Origin of the sequence: Streptomyces sp. P13-3-3 (assembly GCF_050571355.1) — a bacterium.
Classification (GTDB): domain Bacteria; phylum Actinomycetota; class Actinomycetes; order Streptomycetales; family Streptomycetaceae; genus Streptomyces; species Streptomyces althioticus.
The window spans coordinates 5,040,535-5,061,449 of the sequence record NZ_CP192228.1 but is presented as its reverse complement, the minus strand read 5'-3'; the positions used below and the strand labels follow the sequence as shown (position 1 = coordinate 5,061,449).

The 20,915-nt window shown below is 74.5% G+C and carries 1 protein-coding gene; it reads right to left on the bottom strand.

The genetic code is table 11. From position 1 onward, the window contains the following. Positions 1-20,871, bottom strand: coding sequence for a non-ribosomal peptide synthase/polyketide synthase (locus ACQZOG_RS23005; RefSeq protein WP_430741759.1), 20,871 nt, complete (start codon positions 20,869-20,871; stop codon positions 1-3). Positions 20,872-20,915: the final 44 nt, after the last annotated feature.

Here is a 20,915-nt window from a genome sequence, read left to right as displayed (position 1 = left end):
TCATATCTCCCAGTCCGAGGCCAGTTCGTCCTCGAACTCTTCAAGCTCGCTCTGTGTGATCTCTATAAGCCCCACGTCGGTCGGGGTCAGACCGCCGGCATCGGGCCGCTGGGCGTGCTCCGCGAGGGCCGTCAGCGCCTCGAACCAGCCGTCCGCGAGCGCGGCGGCCTCCTCCTCGGTGAGGACACCCGGCGCGTACGTCCATGTGGCGCCCAGCCTCGGGCCGTCCGCGCTCTCCTCGACGTACGCGTTGATCTCCACGGCGTGCGCCAGCGGCGTCGCCGGGTCCTCGCCGTCGGGGCGCGGCGCGTCCGCGGCCACCGCCCAGTCGCCGCTCTCGCCCGCCACGAACCGGCCCAGGTAGTTGAAACCGATGCTTGCGGTGGGCAGCCCTTCGAAGGCCGCCGCCGTCTCCGGGTTGAGGTGGCGCAGGAGTCCGTAGCCCAGGCCCTGCGAAGGCACCGCCCGCAGCAGCTCCTTGACGTGCTTGAGCACCGTGCCGGCGGCGTGGCCGCCCGCGAACGCCTCGTCGAGGTCGGCGCCCGCGGTGTCCAGCAGTACCGGGTACAGAGCGGTGAACCAGCCCGTCGTACGGGACAGGTCCGCGGTTCCGTCGCGCTCGCGGCCGTGGCTCTCCACGTCGATCAGGACGGACGTGTGCGGGTCGCGCCGCCTGCGGGCCTCGGCCAGGGCGAGACCGGCGAGCAGGACGTCGTCAACGCCCGCGCCGACCACGGCCGGTGCGGTGGTGAGCAGATGCCCGGTGACCTCGGCCGGCAGGGTGCGCCGCAGCCGCCGCGCGGTGCCGAGCACGTCCACCGCCGGGTCGAGCGGGCGGGTGCCCAGCGGGGTGCCGCGCCGCAACGTCCCGGTCCAGTGATCGAGTTGGGCCAGGGTGCGCAGCGCGACGGCGTTCTCGGCGTTCCGCTGCGCCCAGCGGCGCAGTGAGGTGCCGCCGGAGTCGAGCTCCGGTGCGCGTCCGGCCATGATGTCGCCCCAGGCACGGAAGAGGTCGGGGAGCAGGATGCGCCAGGACACCCCGTCGATCGCCAGGTGGTTGACGGCGACCAGGAGCAGTCCGGGCCGTGTGCCGCGGTCGAACCAGACGATCTCCACCATCGCCCCGGCGCCCGGGTCGAGGCGGCCGACGGCGGCCTCGCCGTGCTCGCGTACGGCGTCGGTGAGCTCGTTGTCCGTGAGCGCGGCGGCGTCCACGCGCAGCACCCGGTCCTCGGCTCGTACGGCGTCCGGCCCGGGAACCTCGACGTGCCAGGTGGAGGCATCGGCGGGGTCGTCGACGGCCGCCTTGAGCCGGAGGCTGTCGTGGCGGGCGAGCAGCGCGCCGACCAGCGTGTGCAGCCGGTCGAGGTCCAGCTCGGCGGGCGCGTGCAGGACGGTGGTCTGGTTGAAGCGGTCCACCGGGACCTGCCGCTCGGCCAGCCAGTGCAGCATCGGCCAGGCGGGCAGGTCGCCGACGGGCTCGTCCGGCTCGCTCTCCTCGGGCGCCTGTGCGGCCGCGGCCGCGCGGGCCAGTTCGGCGACGGTCCGGTGCGTGAAGACATCCGCGCCGGTGATCGTCAGGCCTTCGCCGCGGGCGGCGCTGACCAGCTGGATGGCCATGATGGAGTCGCCGCCGAGGTCGAAGAAGGCGCTGTCGGCGTCGACGGACTCCTCGGGCAGGCCGAGGACTCCCGCGAACAGCCGTATCAGGATCTCCTCTTCGGGGCTCGCGGCGGCCCGGCCGCCGGTGCTGCCGAACTCGGGCGCGGGCAGCGCCTTGCGGTCCAGCTTGCCGATCGGGGTGAGCGGCAGCTCGGTCAGTTCGACGATCGCCGCGGGGACCATGTAGTCGGGCAGCGTGCGGCCCAGGTGCGCGCCCAGCTCCGCCCGGTCGTAGCCGGGTCCGGCCACCGTGTAGGCGACCAGGCGTTTGTCGCCGGGGCGGTCCTCGCGGACGAGCACCGCGCAGGCCGTGACGCCGGGTGCGGCTGCCAGCGCGGACTCGATCTCGCCGAGCTCGATACGGAAGCCGCGCAGCTTGACCTGCTCGTCGGCGCGGCCGGCGAACTCGACGAGGCCATCGGCCGTCCAGCGCGCCAGGTCCCCGGTGCGGTACATCCGAGTGCCGGGCGGGCCGTACGGGTCGGCGACGAACCGGTCCGCGGTGAGGTCGGGGCGATTCCAGTAGCAGCGCGCCAGACCCGGGCCGGCCGCGTACAGCTCGCCGGTGACGCCCGGCGGCACGGGCCGCAGCGCGTCGTCGAGGATGTAGTGCCGCATGGCGTCCAGGGAACGGCCGATCGGCACGCTGTGCGCCTGCGGGTCCAGCGCGGCGGGGTCGACGCGGTGCGACAGTGCCATCACGGTCACCTCGGTCGGACCGTAGGCGTTGACGACCCGCAGGCCGGACGCGTGCTCCAGGATGCGGCGTACGGCCGGTCCCGAGACCACGTCACCGCCGGTGGCCACCTGCCGGATCGCGGCGAACGCCTCGGGGATCTCCTGGCCGAGCACCCGGAACAGTCCGGCGGTCAGGAACAGCGAGGTGATCCCGGAGTCGGCGATGAGCGCCTTGAGGTCGGTCACGTCGAGGTCGCCCGGCGGCACGATCAGGACCTCGCCGCCGCGCACCAGCGGTACCCAGAACTCCAGGATGGAGGCGTCCCAGGCGTGCGGCGAGTGCAGCGGCACCCGGTCGGTGACGCCGTCCCAGCAGCGGTCGGCGGCCAGCTGGACGATGTCGCCGTGGCAGATGGCGACGCCCTTGGACATGCCGCTGGAGCCGGAGGTGAACATCAGGTAGGCCAGGTTCCGCGGGTCCACCGGCACGGTGGGCGCGGTGGCGGGCAACTGCGAGACATCGGCCTCCGCGTCCACCAGCCCGGCCCGGATGTCAAGGCCTTCGGCCCGCTCGCGGCAGGCCTCGTCCACGACGAGCAGCGGTGCCTGCACCTGGTCGAGCAGCCGGACCAGACGCTCGTCCGGGTTGGCCGGGGCGAGCGGCACGTACGCGCAGCCCGCCTTGACGATGCCGAGCAGGGTGACGGCGAGCGTGTCCGAGCGCTCCATCAGGACGCCGATGCGTGCCTCGGGCGTTACTCCCCGGGCGAGCAGGGCGTGGGCGAACCGGTTGGCGCGCGCGTCGAGTTCGGCGTACGAGAGCGTGCTGCCCTCGAAGGTGACGGCGGGTGCGTCCGGGCGCTCGGCCACGTGGCGGGCGATGGCCTCGGGCAGGGTCGCCGGGGGCACCGGGGCGGCGTTCTCCAGCCAGCTGCCGAGGATCGCCTCGCGTTCGCCGTCCACCAGGACGTCGTGGGCCGAGACGGGGGCGTCGGGCCGGCCGGTCAGCACGTCCAGGAGCCGCACGAGGCGGCGGGCGAGCCGTGCCACGGTTTGCGCGTCGAACATGTCGGCGCTGTACTCGACGGCGCCGGCCCAGTCGACGGGCCTGCCGCCGTCACCGAGGCGCTCGGTGAGGGTGAAGGTGAGGTCGAACTTGGCGACGGACGGCGCCACCGGGCGCGGTTCGACGGTCAGGCCGGGCATCCGGCCCGCCTCCGCGAGTGCCGTGCCGCCGGCGCTGTCCAGGCTGAGCGCCACCTGGAACAGCGGGTGGCGGGCGGCCGAGCGCTCCGGGCGCAGGGCCTCGACGAGCCGTTCGAACGGCACGTCCTGGTGCGCGAACGCCGCCAGATCGGCCTGCCGCACCCGGTCAACCAGGTCCGCGAAGCTCGGCTCGCCCGACACATCGGTGCGCAGGACCAGGGTGTTGACGAAAAATCCGACCACATCGGCCAGGGCTTCGTCGGAGCGCGAGACGACCGGGGAGCCTAGCGGGATGTCGGTGCCGGCGCCGAGCCGCGACAGCAGCGCCGCGAGGGCGGCCTGCACGACCATGAACGGGGTGGCCTTCAGCTCGCGGGCCACGCGGCCCACCCGCTCGTACAGCTCCTCGGGCACCTCGAAGGTGTGCCGGCCCGCGCGGTGCGGTCCGACGGCCGGGCGCGGCCGGTCGGCGGGAAGCGCCAACTCCTCGGGCAGGCCGTCCAGCGCCTCGGTCCAGAAGCGGAGCTGGCGCCCCATCTCGCTGTCCGCGCCCGCGTCATCCGCTTCACCGAGGAACGCGCGCTGCCAGGCCGCGTGGTCGGCGTACTGCACGGGCAGCGGGTCCCACGTGGGCGCCGCCCCGTCCAGGCGGGCCGCGTACGCGGTCGCCAGGTCCTTGGCGAGGACCGGCATGGAGGTGCCGTCCCCCGCGATGTGGTGGACCACGACGAGCAGGACGTGTTCGTCCGCTCCGACTGCGAACAGGCGGGCCCGGACGGGCAGTTCCGTGGTCAGGTCGAAGCCGACCGAGGCAGCCGCCTCGATCCGCTCGTCCAGGTCGTCCGGACCGACCCGCACCACGGGCAGCTCCACCTGAGCCTCGGGCAGTACCCGCAGCCAGGCCTCGGTGCCCTCGCCGCCCCGGTCGTCGACCAGGGTGCGCAGGCTCTCGTGCCGGGCCACCACGTCGCCGAACGCCTCGCGCAGCCGGCCCGCGTCCACGGTGCCGGTGAGCCGCAGAGCGATCGGGATGTTGTACGCGCCGTCGCCTTCTGCGCCACCGCCGAGCCGGTCGAGCACCCACAGCCGCTGCTGTGCGTACGAGAGCGGGATGCGCTCGGTGCGGGGCCGTGCGGTCAGCGGGGGCCTGCCGGCGCCGTCCACACCCGCGGCGCGGCGGGCGAGGGCCGCCGGGGTCGGGGACTCGAACAGGTCGCGCACGCCGAGGTCGGCGTCCAGGGCCGCCCGGACCCGCGTGACCAGGCGCATCGCGAGCAGCGAGTGGCCGCCCAGGTCGAAGAACGAGTCGTCCACGCCGACCCGCTCCACGCCGAGCACCTCGGCGAAGGCGTCCACGAGGAGTTCCTCGGCCGGGTTCGCGGGGGCCCGGCCCGCCGTGCGGACGGGTACCCGCGGGGCGGGCAGGGCCTTGCGGTCGAGCTTGCCGTTGACGGTCAGCGGCAGGCGGTCGAGCACCACCACGGCCGACGGCACCATGTGCGCGGGCAGCGCCTCGGCGACCGCCTCGCGCAGGGCCGGCGCGAGCGCCTGGCCGGTGCCGCCGTCGGTGACCACGTATCCGACGAGACGCTGGTCGCCGGGGGTGTCTTCGCGGACCACGACGGCCGCCTGGACCACCTGGTCGTGCGTGAGCAGCACGGCCTCGATCTCGCCGAGTTCGATGCGGAAGCCGCGCACCTTGACCTGCGAGTCGGCTCGGCCGAGGTAGTCGAGCGAACCGTCGTGGCGGCGGCGTGCGAGGTCGCCGGAGCGGTACATGCGGGTGCCGGGCGGGCCGAACGGGTCGGCGACGAATCGTCCCGCGGTCAGGCCGGGGCGGTTCGCGTAGCCGCGGGCGACGCCCGCGCCGGAGACGTACATCTCGCCCACGACACCGGCGGGAACGGGCCGCAGCCGCTCGTCGAGGACGTGCACCCCGAGGTCGGGGATGCCGACGCCGACGGCGCCGACCACCCCGGCCCGCACCTCGTCCGCGGTCAGGGCGCGGTGGGTGACGTGCACGGTGGTCTCGGTGATGCCGTACATGTTGACCAGGACCGGGCTGTCGTCCGCGTGCCGCTCGTACCAGGGGAGCAGCCGCGCCGGGTCGAGTGCCTCGCCGCCGAAGACGACGTAGCGCAGGGAGAGGTCGGCGCCGCCCACGGCCTCGTCGGCGCGGATCAGCTCGTGGAACGCGGACGGGGTCTGGTTGAGGACCGTGACCCGCTCGCGCCGCAGGAGCTCCAGGAACGCGCCGGGCTCCCGGCTGACCGCGTGCGGCACCACCACGAGCCGGCCGCCGAAGAGCAGCGGGCCCCACAGCTCCCACACCGAGAAGTCGAAGGCGTAACTGTGGAAGAGGGTCCAGACGTCGTCGGCGCCGAAGCCGAACCAGTGGTCGGTGGCGTCGAAGAGCCTGAGGACGTTGCGGTGGGTGACCACGACTCCCTTGGGGGTGCCGGTGGATCCCGAGGTGTAGATGACGTACGCGGCGTGGTCGGCGCCCGCGACGGGCTCCGGGTCGGCCGTGTCCCGTGCGGCGAGGTCCGCGATGACGTCCTCGTCGTCCAGGGCGAGCCAGGTGTCGTCGCCGCCGAGGGCGGCCACGGTGGCGCGGGTGCCGACAATGACGACAGGGCGGCTGTCGCCGAGGAGCAGGGCCACGCGCTCGGCCGGGTAGGCCGGGTCGACCGGCAGATAGCCGGCGCCGGACTTCAGGACGGCGAGCACGGCCGTCACCAGGTCGGTCGCCCTCGGCAGGGCGAGGGCGACGAACCGCTCGGGTGCGGCGCCCCGTTCGCGGAGCAGCGCGGCCAGCCGGTTGACCCGCGCGTTGAGCTGCGCGTACGTCAGGGAGACGGGGCGGCCCCGCTCGTCCTCGCCGGTGACGGCGACGCGGTCGGGGTGGGCGGCGGCTGCCGCCTCGAAACGGCGCGTGAGGGTGTCGTCCGCGCTGAGGGGCGCGACCGGCTCGGCGGGCGTGTACGCCCAGTCGCCGAGCAGCAGTTCCCGCTCGTCCGCGCCGAGCACGTCCAGGTCCGGGACCGGGCGCGCGGGCTCGGCGAGGGCGGCGCCGAGCAGCCGGACCAGACGGTCGCCCATGCTCGCGACGGTGGCCGCGTCGAACAGGTCGGCGCTGTACTCCAGGTCCACCGCTATGCCGGCCGGTGCGTCCTCGGCGGTGTGCCGCGGGCGCAGGTGCCAGACCAGGTCGAATTTGGCCGTGTCCACGGTCAGCTGGAGCGGCTCGACGGACAGTCCGGGCAGGTCCTCCAGGGACTCGAGGGCACGGGTGTCGTCATCGCCCCACTCGACGACCACCTGGAACAGCGGGTGGCGTGCGGCGGAGCGCTCCGGGCGCAGCGCCTCCACGAGCCGCTCGAACGGCACGTCCTGGTGGGCGAACGCGGCGAGGTCGGTCTCCCGGACGCGGTCGACGAGTTCCGCGAAGCTCGGGTCGCCCGACACGTCGGTGCGCAGGACCAGCGTGTTGGCGAACAGGCCCACCACCTCGGACAGCGACGCGTGGGTGCGGCCGGCGACCGGGGAGCCGAGCGGAATGTCGGTGCCGGCGCCCAGCCTGGACAACAGAGCCGCCACGGCCGCCTGCACGACCATGAACGGGGTGGCCTTCAACTCGCTGGCGACCCGGATCAGTTCGGTGTGCAGATGGGCCGGGATCTCCAGGCCGTGACGGCCCGCGCGGTGCGGTCCGGCCGCCGGGCGCGGCCGGTCGGCGGGCAGCGCGAGCTCCTCGGGCAGGGCGTCGAGCGCGGCCTTCCAGTGGTCGAGCTGGCGGCCGAGCACCGAGTCGGGGTCGTCCTCGGCGCCGAGGGCCGCGCGCTGCCACAGGGCGAAGTCCGCGTACTGCGGTGCGTCTCCGGCCGGTTCGAGGGGGGTGCCTTCGAGGTGGGCGCGGTAGGCGGCGACCAGGTCACGGGCGAGCACCGGCACGGAGGCGCCGTCCCCGGCGATGTGGTGGACGACGACGAGCAGCACGTGCTCAGAGCCTGTGACGGAAGTGGCGTCGTCTGCCCGAAGAGCGGGCTCCGCGGGCGTCGTGGGGCAGACGTCGCTTCCGGCGCGGGCTCCGGGCCCGACCGCGAACAGGTGGACGCGGATGGGCACGTCGGCCGTCAGGTCGAAGGGCCGGGCCACGGCCTCCCGCAGCGCCTCGTCCAGCGCCTCCCGGGTGACCGGTGTCCGCTCGCACCACAGCGTGGTGTCGACGATCCGCTGGTACGGGCCCTCCTCGTCCTCGGCGATCAGCGTGCGCAGGCTCTCGTGCCGGTTCACCAGTGTGTCCAGCGCGGCGGCGAGCGCCGCCTCGTCGAGCTCGCCGGTCAGGCGCAGCGCCATCGGGATGTGATACGCGGAGTTCGCGCCGTCGAAGCAGTCGAGAAACCACTGCCGCTGCTGTGCGTACGACAGCGGCAGCCGCTCGGGGCGCGGCAGTTCGCCAGGCGCCACGGTCGCGGCGCGCGGGCCGCCCGCGGCGATCCGGGCGAGTTCGCGGACGGTGGGCGACTCGAAGACGTCGCGCACGGGCAGCTCGGTGCCGAGCACCGAGCTCACCCGGGCGACCAGACGCATCGCGAGCAGCGAGTGGCCGCCCAGGTCGAAGAACGAGTCGTCCACGCCGACCCGCTCCACGCCGAGCACCTCGGCGAAGACGCCCGCGAGCAGTTCCTCGACGGGGTCGCCCAGGGTGCCGGCGGCGGTGGCGTCGTAGCGCGGCGCGGGCAGCGCGGCCTGGTCGAGCTTGCCGTTGACGGTGACCGGGATGCGGTCGAGGACGACGACGGCGGCGGGGACCATGTGGTCGGGCAGCGCCGCGCGCAGCCGGGCGCGCAGCGCCTCCGGCACGACGGTGGCACCGGGCGCCGGCACCGCGTAGGCGACCACGCGGCGGTCCCCGGGCCGGTCCTCGCGGACGACGACGGCGCTCGCTGCGACCTCGGGTGCCGCCACGACGGCCGCTTCGATCTCGCCCGGCTCGATGCGGAAGCCGCGCAGCTTGATCTGCCGGTCGGCACGGCCGACGTAGACCAGCTGCCCGTCCTCGCGCCAGACGACCTGGTCACCGGTGCGGTACATGCGGGTGCCGGGGGCGCCGAACGGGTCGGCGACGAAGCGCTCGGCGGACAGGCCGGGACGGTCCAGGTAGCCGCGGGCCAGGCCCGCGCCGGACACGTACAGCTCCCCGACCATGCCGACCGGGACGGGCTGCAGGTGCGCGTCGAGGACGCGGACCTCGAGCCCTTGCAGGGCGGTGCCGATGGGCGGCACACCGAAGCCGGACAGCGGGGCGCTCATGGTGGCGCACACGGTGGTCTCGGTCGGACCGTACGCGTTGATCATGCGGCGGCCCGCCGACCAGACCTCGGCGACCTGCGGCGGGCACTGCTCACCGGCGACGGCGAGGGAACGCAGGGTGGGCAGGTCCTCGGGCCGCAGTTCGCGCAGCGCGGCCGGCGGCAGCGTGACGTGCGTGACGCCGTGCTCGGCGAAGGTGCGCACCAGCGGGGTGCCGGGCAGCAGCTCCTCGCGCGAGGCGACGACCAGGCAGGCGCCCGCGAGCAGGGTGACGGCCACCTCGGAGACGTACGCGTCAAAGCTCGGTGAGGCGAACTGCAGGACGCGGCTGTCCTCGTCGACGTCGAAGCCGGCCTTCTGGGCGCGCGCCAGGCCGGGGATACCGGTGTGGGTGACGACGACGCCCTTGGGGCGGCCGGTGGAGCCGGAGGTGTAGATGACGTACGCGGCCTGCTCGGCGCGCACCGGCCGGACGAGGCCGTCGCCGGTCAGGTCGAGCGCGTCCACGTCGAGGCGGCGCGTCCCGGTCTCGGGCAGGGCGGTGCCGCTCGTCGTGAGGACGAGGACGGGCGCGGCGTCGGTGAGGGTCTGCGCGATGCGCTCGGCCGGGTGGGCCGGGTCGACGGGCACGAACGCGCCGCCCGCGAGGGCGACCGCGTGCAGGGCGACGACCAGCTCGACGGAGCGCGGCAGCACGATCCCGACCCGCTGCTCGGCACCGACACCCGCCTCGGCCAGCAGACGGGCCAAGGCGCACGCTCGGTCGGCGAGTTCGCGGTAGGTGAGCGTCTGCGCGCCGGAGACGACCGCGGGTGCGTCGGGCGTGCGGCGGACCTGGTCGAGGAACAGCTCGGGCCAGGTGCGCGGGTCGGCGGCGTCCTCGGGGCCCCGGCCGAGCGCGAGGAGCGCGTCGGGGGCGAATCCGGGGATCCGGCCGACCGGGGTGTCGGGTGCGGTGACGACCGTGCGCAGGAGCCGTGACACCAACTCGCCTATGTGTGCCATCTGTTCGGCGGTGAGTACGTCCGGTCGGTGGTGCAGGCGCAGCCGCAGCCCGCCGCCGCTCGGGGCGGGGCTCGCCTCCATGGCGAGCGCGTAGTGGGTGACGGCGCGGTGGGCGACCGCGCCGGCCTCCAGACCGGCGCGGCGGGCCACGGCGGCGAGAGCGTCGACGTCCAGCGGATAGTTCTCGAACACCATGGAGGTGTCGAAGAGTTCGCCGTGCCCGGCCAAGCGCCGGATGTCCACCAGGCCGAGGTGGTGGTGCTCGACCAGACGCGCCTGCTCCAGCTGGAGACGCCGGGCGAACTCGCCGGCCTGCTCGTCGGCGCGCAGGATCGCGCGCAGCGGCACGGTGTTGATGAGCAGGCCTACCATGTCGGCCGCACCGGGCAGGTCGGTGGAGCGCCCGCTGACGGTGGTGCCGGTGACGATGTCGTCGCGGCCGGTGAGCCGGGCCAGGAGCAGCAGCCAGGCACTCTGCACCAGGGTGTTGACGGTGACGCCGAGGCGGCGCGCCGCGCCCCGCACGTCGAGGCCGTCCACGGTGACGTCGAGGCGTCCGGGCTCCTGGCCGGCCGGGGCCGGTCCGGTGGCCAGCAGGGTGCCGCCGTCGAGTCCGGCGAGCGCCTCGCCCCAGGCGGCCTCGGCTGCCGCACGGTCCTGGCGGGCCAGCCAGGCCAGGTGCTCGCGGTGCGGGCGGGCCTGCGGCAGGGCGTCGCCCAGGTAGTGGGCCATCAGCTCGCGCAGGACGATCGGCATGGACCAGCCGTCGCGGACGCTGTGGTGCGCGGTCGCGATGAGGGTGTGGCGGTCCCCGAGGGAGGCCACGGTCCAGCGGATCAGGGGCGGGGTGGTGATGTCGAAGCCGCGCTCGCGGTCGGCGGCGCAGACGACGTCCAGCTCGGCGGGGCCGCTCACCTCGACGGTGGTGAAGTCGAGTGCCGGGTCCGCGAGGACGACCTGCACGGGCGTGCCCTGCGAGGTGCGGCGGAAGCCGGCCCGCAGCGCGGGGTGGCGGCGCTGCACCTCGGCGGCGGCGGCGCGCAGCCGGGCGAGGTCGAGGGAGCCGGTCAGCTCCACGCGGAGCTGGGAGATGTACGGGTCGTCGGTGCCGTCGCCGTACTGGTGGTGGAAGAGCAGGCCTTCCTGGAGCGGGGCGAGCGGAAGGAGGTCGGCCACGTCCGGGTCCGCCTCCAGTTCGCGTATCTCCTCCTGACTCAGGTCGACCAGCAGGTCGGACGGGGTACGGCCGCCGGCGCCCGGCCGGCCGCCGTGGGCCGCGAGGCCGCGCAGCGCGCTTTCCCACAGACCGGCGAGGCGGGCCGCCTCGGCGTCGGAGACCAGGGCACGGGCCCAGGTCCAGGTGGCGACGAGCTCGGGCCCGTCAGGACCTTCGTGCGCGGCGACGGTGAGTTCGACGGTGTGCGAGAGCGGTACGTCGGGCGCGTCGTCGGCGCCGACCGCGGCCAGGTCCCAGCAGGGCGGGAGGACACCGGCGAGCCGGACGCGGCCCAGGTAGTTGAAGCCGATCTCCGCCTCGGGCAGCCCGGCGAACTCCGCCGCGGTGGCCGGGTCGCAGTGGCGGGCGAGGCCGTATCCGATGCCCTGCCCGGGGGTGGCGCGCAGCTGCTCCTTGACCGAGCGCAGGGAGTCGCCGGCGGCGTCGGCACCCGCGAGCACGGCGCGCGGATCGGCGGCGGTGTCCAGGCGCACGGGATGGGTCACGGTGAACCATCCGACGCTGCGGGAGAGGTCGGCGTCCGGGACCACGTCCTCGTGACGGCCGTGGCTCTCCACGTCTACGAGGAGTCCGGCGCGGTCGCCGCGCCACAGCGGTACGGCCGCGGCGAGCGCGGTCAGCAGGACGTCGTCCGGTCCGGTGTGGAAGGCCGCGGGCAGCGTGCCGAGCACCGCGCCGGTCACGTCGGCGGGCACGCGCAGGGTCAGCCGCCCGGCGTCGCCGCGCAGATCACGGGCCGGGTCGAGCCGCCGGTCGCCGATCAGCGGGTCGTCCGCGGTGAGCAGGTCTCGCCAGTACTCGGCATGGCCGGCGGGCAGCGCGGTGAACGCGCGGGCCCAGTCGGCGAACGAGGTGCCCACCGGGGCCAGTGCGGGCCGGGCGCCGGCGGTGACGGCCGCCCAGGCCTCGGCGAGGTCGGGCACGATGATCCGCCAGGACACACCGTCGACGGCGAGGTGGTGCACGACGAGCAGCAGCCGTCCCGCTCGCCGGGCCCCAGCGTCGATCCAGACGGCTCGCAGCATCCGCCCAGCGGCCGGGTCGAGACCGTCGCGCGCCGCGGCGGTCTGCTCGCCTGCGAGGGCGGTCAGCTCGTCCTCGGTGGCGTCCGCGGCTGCGCCGACACGGGTGAGCAGCGCGTCGGCGAAGGCCGTGGCACCGTCCGCGTCCAGGGGAGCGATGGTGAATCCGGTGGCGTCCGCGACCCGCATCCGCAGCGCCTCGTGCCGCTCGACGACCGCGCCGAGCGCGGCGGTCAGGTGTTCCCGGGTGGTCGGAGGCAGGGTCAGCGTGACGGACTGGTGGTACTGGTCGAAGCGTCCGCGCGTGACGAGCCGGTGCATCAGCGGCAGCAACGGCGCGCTCTGCGACGCCGGTTCGGTGCTGTCCGTGCGTACGGCTCCGCTCTGCTCCTGGAGGGCCGCCGCGAGCCGGGCCGGCGTGCGGTGCTCGAAGACATGACGCGCCGAGAACCTCACCCCCGCCGCCCGCGCACGCCCCACCAACTGGATCGACATGATCGAATCGCCGCCCAGCGCGAAGAAGTCGTCCCCCACCCCCACATCCGCACGGCCCAGCACCTGCCGGAACAGACCGACAAGCCGCTCCTCCAGCGCATCGCCGGACGCCTCACCGCCCAGCGCCGCCGCGAGCCGGGCCGGCGTGCGGTGCTCGAAGACATGACGCGCCGAGAACCTCACCCCCGCCGCCCGCGCACGCCCCACCAACTGGATCGACATGATCGAATCGCCGCCCAGCGCGAAGAAGTCGTCCCCCACCCCCACATCCGTACGGCCCAGCACCTGCCGGAACAGACCGACAAGCCGCTCCTCGAGGGCTCCGGAGGCCGTGCGGCCCGCAGTGCCGGCGGTGACGGCGGGCTCGGGCAGGGCGGCCCGGTCCACCTTGCCGTTCGGCGTCAGCGGCAGCTCGTCCAGGACGACGAACGCGGCGGGCACCATGTACTCGGGCAGCACCGCCCGCATCCGCGCCTCGACCTCGGCGATCTCCACGCCGTCAGGAGCCACCAGGTAGCCGACGAGACGCGGTTCGCCCGTGGTGCCGCGCACGGCCGCAGCCGCACGGCGGACACCGGGCACCGCCTCGGCGGCTGCCTCGACCTCGCCCAGTTCGATCCGGAAACCGCGCACCTTGACCTGGTCGTCGACCCGGCCCAGATACTCGATCAGGCCGTCCGGGCGCAGCCGCGCCAGGTCGCCCGTGCGGTACATGCGGCTGCCCGCCGGGCCGAACGGGTCGGCCACGAAGCGGTGCGAGGTCTGGCCCGGCAGCCCGAGGTAGCCGCGTGCGAGGCCTTCGCCCGCGAGGTACAGCTCACCGCGCGCACCCGGACGTACGGGCCGCAGACCGCTGTCGAGCAGATACACACGGGCGTACGGGAACGCGCGCCCGATCGGGACCGGGCCGTCGGCCAGCAGCTCGCCCGGCTCGATCCGGAACTCCATGACGTTGACGGTCGCCTCGGTCGGACCGTACGCGTTGATGACGGTCGCCCCGGGGTGCGCGGCCCGCCACCCGGCGAGCATCTCGCCGCGCAGCGCCTCGCCGCCGAGCACCAGCGTCCCCGACGGCGACACCTCGTCGGGCAGCGTGTCGAGCAGCCGCAGATGGCTGGGCGTACCTTTCAGGAACGTGGGGCGCGCGGCGCCGATCGCGTCCGGCAGCTCGGCCAGATGCACCCGGCCGCCGGCGACCAGCGGGGTGTACAGGCAGGTGACGGTGAGGTCGAACGACACCGAGGTGTGCGCGAGGGAGGTGCCCGCCGCGTCCGGGTAGGCCGTCGCGGCACGGGCCAGGTAGGCGCCGAGCGCCCGGTGTTCGACGACCACACCCTTGGGGCGGCCGGTGGAGCCCGAGGTGAAGATGACGTACGCGGCGTCCTCGGGCCGGGGCGTGTGCCCGAGGGCGTCCGCCTCCGCGCCGCTCGGCCGTACGGTGGCCAGGCCCGCCGGAGCCAGGTCCGGGTCGGCGGTGACGGCGAGCGCCGGGGCACTGTCCTGCAGGATCACGGCGATGCGCTCGGCCGGGTAGGACGGGTCCACCGGGACGTAGGCGGCACCGGACTTGAGCACACCGAGCAGCGCGACCATCAGGTCCACCGAGCGCGGCAGCATCACCGCGACGAGACGGCCGGGGCCGGCGCCCTGCGCGACCAGCTCGGCGGCCAAGGCGTTGGAACGACGGTCGAGCTGCCGGTAGGTCAGGCTCTCGCCGCCGGCGACGACGGCGGGCGCGTCCGGGGCCCAGGCGGCCTGCGCGGCGAACAGCTCGGGCAGGGTCACCGGCGACGCCGCCGCATGGGCGGCCTGCGCGGGCACCGTCTCCTCGCCCCTGGCCAGCCGTCCGAGGGGCAGGTCGGGGGCGGTCACGAAGGTACGCAGCGTCGCGACCAGCTCCGCGCCGGCGGCCTGCGCGGTCACCTCGTCCACCAGCTGCGGCTGGTGGCGCACCCGCAGGCGCATCCGCTCGCCGGGTTCGACGACGACGCTGATGGCAAAGTGGCTGCCGTCACGGACCTGGGCACCGGCCAGGTCGAGGTTCGCGGCCCGGGCGCACGCGGTGATCTCCGCCGGGTCCAGCGGGTAGTTCTCGAAGCTGAGCAGGGTGTCGAACAGCTCACCCACGCCCAACGCCCGCTGGATGTCACCGAGCGCCACGTGGTGGTGGTCGAGCAGCGCGGACTGCTCGCGGCCGAGCCGTACGGCAAGATCGCCCAGGCGCTCGCCCGCGTCGAGCCGCACCGACAGCGGCACGGTGTTGATGAACAGGCCGACCAGGTCCCCGGCACCCGGGAGTTCGGCCGGGCGGCCGGCCACCGTGACACCGAACAGCGCCTCGTCGCGGCCGGTCAGACCCCGTAGCACGATCGCCCACGCGGCCTGCACCAGGGTGTTCACGGTGACGCCGTACCGGCGGGCGACGGCGGCGAGACCGGCCGTGTCGGCCTCGCTGAGCACGTGCTCCTGCCGTACCGGCTCAAGGACCCGGTCACCCTGTCCGATGGCGATCCGCGAGGGCTCGGTCACCTCCGCGAGCGCTTCCCGCCACACCCGGAGGGACGCCTCCCGGTCGGTGCCGTCGAGCCAGGCGAGATGGTCGCGGTAGCGGGCCCGACCGGCTTCGTCCCGTACAGCGCCGGTAGGCACGGCGCCTTCCGGTACAGCATCGGACAGCTCAGTCCCTTCCCGCCCGGCCCCCAGCTCCGCGTACGCGGCGAAGAGGTCACGGGCCACGATCGGCAGCGACCAGCCGTCCATCACGATGTGATGCATCGTCAGGACGAGGGATCCGCCCCCGTCGGCGCGGCGCACCGCTGCCGCGCGCACCAGCGGCGGGCGGCTCAGGTCGAAGCGGGTGGCGCGGTCCTCGTCGAGCAGCGCGGTGAACCCGGCGTCGTCCGCAGTGTCCACCTCGCGCACCGGCACGCTAGGCGCCTCGTGCACGAGCTGCACCGACTGCTGCTCCGCGGTGGTGCGGAAGGAGACCCGCAGCGCCTCGTGGCGCAGCAGCACCCGGTCGAGCGCGGCACCGAGCCGCCCGGCGTCCAGCGGGGCCGTGAAGTCCAGGACGATCTGCAGGGTGTACGGGTCGGCGTCGGTGTCGTCGAAGGCGTGGTGGAACAGCAGGCCCTGCTGGTTGGGCGAGAGCGGCAGAACGCTCTCCACGCCGGGCTCGGCGGTCAGACGCGCGGCTTCCTCGGCGGACACCGGCAGCGTGATGCGTCCGGCCGCGGCCTCCGGCTCGTACGCCGCGCACACCTCGGCGAGCGCGGCGACAGTGCGCCGCTCGAACAGGTCACGGAACCCGAAGGAGACACCGCGGGCGCGGGCGCGGCTCAGCAGCCGGAAGCCGAGGATGCTGTCGCCGCCGAGGGCGAAGAAGTCGTCGTCGATCCCGACGGTGTCGAGGCCGAGCACCTCCGCGTACAGCTCGCAGAGCAGCTCCTGCAGCGGGGTGTGCGGCGCACGCGCCACCACCCCGGCGAGCACCGGAACGGGCAGGGCGCGCCGGTCGACGCCGCCACCGGGCGCGGGCGGCAGGGTGTCGAGAGTGACGAGCACGGACGGGACCATGTAGTCCGGCAGGCCGGCGGCCAGCGTGTCGCGCAGGGCGGAGGTGTCGAGCGGGGCGCCGCGGCGGGGCACCACATAGCCGACGAGCCGGCGCTCGCCCGGGGTGTCCTCGCGGACGACGGCCGCGGCCCTCACCACGTCGGGGTGAGCCGTGAGGGAGGCCTCGACGTCGGCCGTCTCGAACCGGAAGCCGCGCAGCTCGGCCAGGTCGCGCGGGTCCTCGGCGGCCGACAGCTCACGGTCGGGGACGAGCGCGCCGACGAGCGTGCCGGGGGCACCGGCGAGCGTGGTGAGGGTCTCGGTGAACCGGTCGAGCAGCTCCTGCGCGGCGGCCGGGTCGTACAGGTGCGGACGGCACACGAGCCGCGCCGTGAGCTGCTCGCCGGGGACGGCGGTGAGGGTCAGCGGGTAGTGGTTGACGTCGCGGACGTCGGCGTCCCCGGCGACCAGACCGCTCTCGCGGGCCAGGGCGTCGAGCGCCGCCCGGTCCACCGGGTAGTTCTGGAAGGCCACTACCGTGTCGAAGAGACCGGAGACACCGGCCGCGCGCTGCACGTCGACCAGCGGCAGGTACTGGTGCGCGAGCAGATCGGCCTGGTCGTCCTGGACGGAGCGGGCCAGCTCGGCCAGGGTGCGGCCCGCCACCGGACGGGCGCGCAGCGGCACGGTGTTGACGAACAGACCCGCCATCTCGGCCACGCCCGGCACCTCGGCCGGCCGGCCGGCCACGGTGATGCCGAACACCACGTCGTCCTGCTCGGTCACCTCGCACAGCGCGACGGACCAGGCTGCCTGCACCAGGGAGTTGACGGTGACGCCGAGCTCGCGGGCGGTCCGCTCCAGGCGCGTGGTCGTCGCGGCGTCCAGGGCGCTCTCCAGGCGTACGGCCTCCCGGGCGGGGCCCCGGACCGCGCCCAGGAGAGTCGGGCGGACACCCGCGAGGGCCTCCCCCCAAACGGCGGCGGAGCGCTCGTGGTCCTGTGCGGCCAGCCAGCCGAGGTGCGCGCGGTACGGGCGGGGTGCGGGGCCCAGGTCGCCGCCGGCGTAGGCGCGCAGCATCTCGCCGAGCAGGATCGGCACCGACCAGCCGTCGAGGACGAGGTGGTGACAGGTCATCAGAAGCCGCCAGCCCTCGTCGAGCCGCAGCAGGGTGGCGCGCATCAGCGGCGCCGAGGTGAGGTCGAAGGGTTCTGCGGTCTCGGCGCGCAGCACCGTGTCTAGCCGGTCCGCGCGGCCACGCAGATCATGGACGCGCCACGGCACGGCGGCCCGTCCGCGCACCACGAGCACGGGACGGCTCACTCCCTCGTGGGCGACGGACGACCGCAGCACGGGGTGGCGGGAGACGACGGTGTCGAGCGCGGCGCGCAGCCGTTCGGCGTCCACCTCGCCGGTCAGGTCGAGGGTGATGTGCACGCTGTAGACGTCGCGGTCCTCTTCGGTGGTGAGGCTGTGCACGACCAGGCCGTCCTGCAGCGGCGTCAGCGGCAGCACCTCCTCCACCTCGGAGTCGGTGAGCAGCGCGGCCAGTTCGGCCTGCGGCAGCACGGCGGGCAGCGCCGTCTCCACGGGCTCGCCACCGGCCGGGGCGCCCACCGTGCACAGCGGGGCGAGACGGGCGACGGTGCGGGCCCGGAACAGGTCGCGGATCGCGAAGGTGATCCCATCACGGGCGGCACGGACGACGACGCGCGTGGCCCACAGGGACGTACCGCCGATCGTGAAGAAGTCGTCGTCGATGGTGACGGAGTCCAGGCCGAGCACCTCGGCGTACAGGGCGCACAGTCGCTCTTCGAGCGCGCTGCGCGGGGCGCGGCCGTCCGCGAGGGCGACGTGCACGGGCGCGGGCAGGGCGCGGCGGTCCAGCTTGCCGTTGGGGGTCAGCGGCAGGGCGTCGAGGACCACGACGGCGCTCGGCACCATGTACTCGGGCAGCGTCTCGGCCAGATGGGTGCGCAGCTGCGGTGAGTCGCCCTCCGGCGACACGATGTACGCCACGAGGCGGCTGTCGCCGGGCCGGTCCTCGCGCATCAGGACGGCGGCCCGCTCGACCGGCGGGTGCGCGAGCAGCGCCGCCTCGATGTCCCCGAGTTCGATACGGAAGCCGCGCACCTTGACCTGGTGGTCGAGGCGGGACAGGAAGGTGAAGGAGCCGTCGTGCTCACGCCGTACCAGGTCACCGGTGCGGTAGATGCGCCCGGGGCCGTACGGGTTGGCGACGAAGCGCTCAGCGGTCAGACCGGGACGGCCGCGGTAGCCGCGGGCCACACCGTCACCGGCGATGTACAGCTCGCCGCTGTGGCCGGGCGGCACCGGGCGCAGCGCCGTGTCCAGCACGTACACCTGGGTGTTGAGGATCGGGGCGCCGAGCGAGACCGGGCCCCCGTCGACGGGCGACGTCATCGACCACACAGTGGTCTCGGTCGGCCCGTACATGTTGGTGACCTGCGCCGCGTACTCGGCCAGCGGACCGGCGAGCGACTGCGGCAGCGCCTCGCCGCCGGTCAGCACGCGGACGCCCGCGAAGACCTCGGGCCGCGTCTCGATGAGCGGCTGCCAGAGGCTGGGCGTGGCCTGCATGACGGTGATGCCCTCGCGCTCGACGATCGCCCGCAGGGCGTCCGGGTCGAGCACCTCGGCGCGGCTCGCGAGCACCACGCGGGCGCCGGCCAGCAGCGGCTGGAAGATCTCCAGGACGGCGATGTCGAAGCTCACGGTGGTCACGGCGAGCAGCCGGTCGGCGGCGCCGACCGGCACCGCGCGGGCCATCGCGGCGAGGAAGTTGTCCATCGCGGACCGTTCCAGGACCACGCCCTTGGGACGGCCGGTGGAGCCGGAGGTGTAGATGACGTATGCCGTGGAGCGCGGGTCCTGGACGCGGCCGAGCGGGCTCGCGTCACCCGCGGACAGGTCCACCTCGTCGAGGAGCAGGGCGGGCACGCCGTCCGGGACGTCGCCGCCGGAGACCGTGACGAGCAGTTCGGGACGCGCGTCCTCGAGGATCACCGCGCGGCGGTCGGCAGGGTGCTCGGGGTCGATCGGCAGGTAGGCGCCCCCGCTCTTCAGCACGGCGAGCAGCGTGACGACGAGGTTCGCCGAGCGGGGGAGGGCGACGCCGACGAGCCGTTCGGTGCCGACGCCGCGCGCGGCGAGCACCCGGGCCAGCCGGTTGGCGCGGGCGTCCAGCTCGGCGTAGGTGAGGGTCTCTTCGGCGCTCAGGGCCACGGCGTCGGGTGTCGCGGCGGCCTGCTGCTCGAAGAGCTCGACCAGGGCGCCGGGGACGTCCCCCGTGGTGTCGTTGACGCTGTGCAGCAACTGCTCGGCGACAGCAGGGGGGAGGAGACCGGCGCGCCCGACAGGGGTCTCGGGGGAGTCGGCGAGCGAGCCGAGCAGCCGCAGGAACCGTTCCTGGTGGGCCCGGAGTTCGTCCTCGGTGTACAGCTGCGGGTTGGCCGCGAACTCCAGCAGGACCGCGCCCTCGGCGGGATCGCCGTACGTGGCTATCGCCAGGTCGGCCACCGGGCCGTTGGACAGCTGCCGCGCGGTCGCGAGCACCTCACCGAATCGGACGCGGGCGTCGAAGGACATGGCGTTGACGGCCGTGCAGGACACGGCCGCGTCGGTGCCGGTGAGCTCACGCGCCTCGTGCAGCTCCTCCCGGCGGAAGCGCTGCGCCCGCAGCAGAGTGCCCAGTTCGGTGCTGGCCGTGTGCACCAGTTCGGCGAACGGGGCATCCGGGCTGACGGCCAGCCGCAGGGGCAGGTCGTTGGCGAGCATGGAGGGGGTGGCGAGCGCCGCCGGGGTGCGCCGGGCGGCCACCGGGATGCCCAGGACCACGTCGTCGACCGAGAGCAGCCGGTGGTGGTACACGGCGGTGGCCGCGGCGATCACGGCAGGCCAGTGGCCGACGGCGGTGAGCGCACGGGTCAGCTCGCGGGACAGGTCCGTACGAAGGCGCAGGGCACGCGGCGCGGCACCGGCGGCCCCGTCGGCGAGGCTCTGCCGCTCCTCGGCGCCGGCGAGACGCGCGAGGAGAAAGTCGCGGTCGCTCGCGTGGTGCGTGGACTGCTGGTAGGCGCGCTCCTCGGCCAGGAGCACATCGAGTCCGCGGGCCCTGGCCGGCTCGGGTTCCCGCCCGGCGAGCAGTGCGGTGTAGATCCGGGCCAGCCGGTCCAGGTAGCGGGTCTGGCCGAAGCCGTCCAGGAGGATGTGGTGGTAGCGCAGGTAGAAAAAGTGCCGCTGGTCCGAGAGCACGAGCAGCGCGTGCCGGAACAGCGGACCCGCCTCCAGGTCCGAGGTGGTGGCCATGTCCTGGTCCATCCACGCACGGGCGGCGGCCTCCGAGTCGGCCTCGCCGCGCAGGTCCACCAGATCCACCGGGGCGTCCACGGCGCCCGCGACGATCTGGAAGACCTCCCCGTCGTCGCCGAACCGGGCGCGCAGCGCTTCGGTCTCGGCCACGGCGCGCGTGACGGAGCGGCGCAGCACCTCGTGGTCGAGGGGACCCGAGTCGAAGTGGACGGCGCACTGGTAGAGAGCACTCTCCGGTGCCAGGCGCTGGGCCACCCATACGCCGAGCTGGGCGGCGGTGACGGGCAGCCGGACGTCGTTGCGAACCTCGGAAAGTGCCAACCGACTCACGCTCCCAGAACGGTGTTCATGTACGGACCACACGGAGCGCGGCACATGACGGCGCGACGCCCCGACCGGAGGGTCGC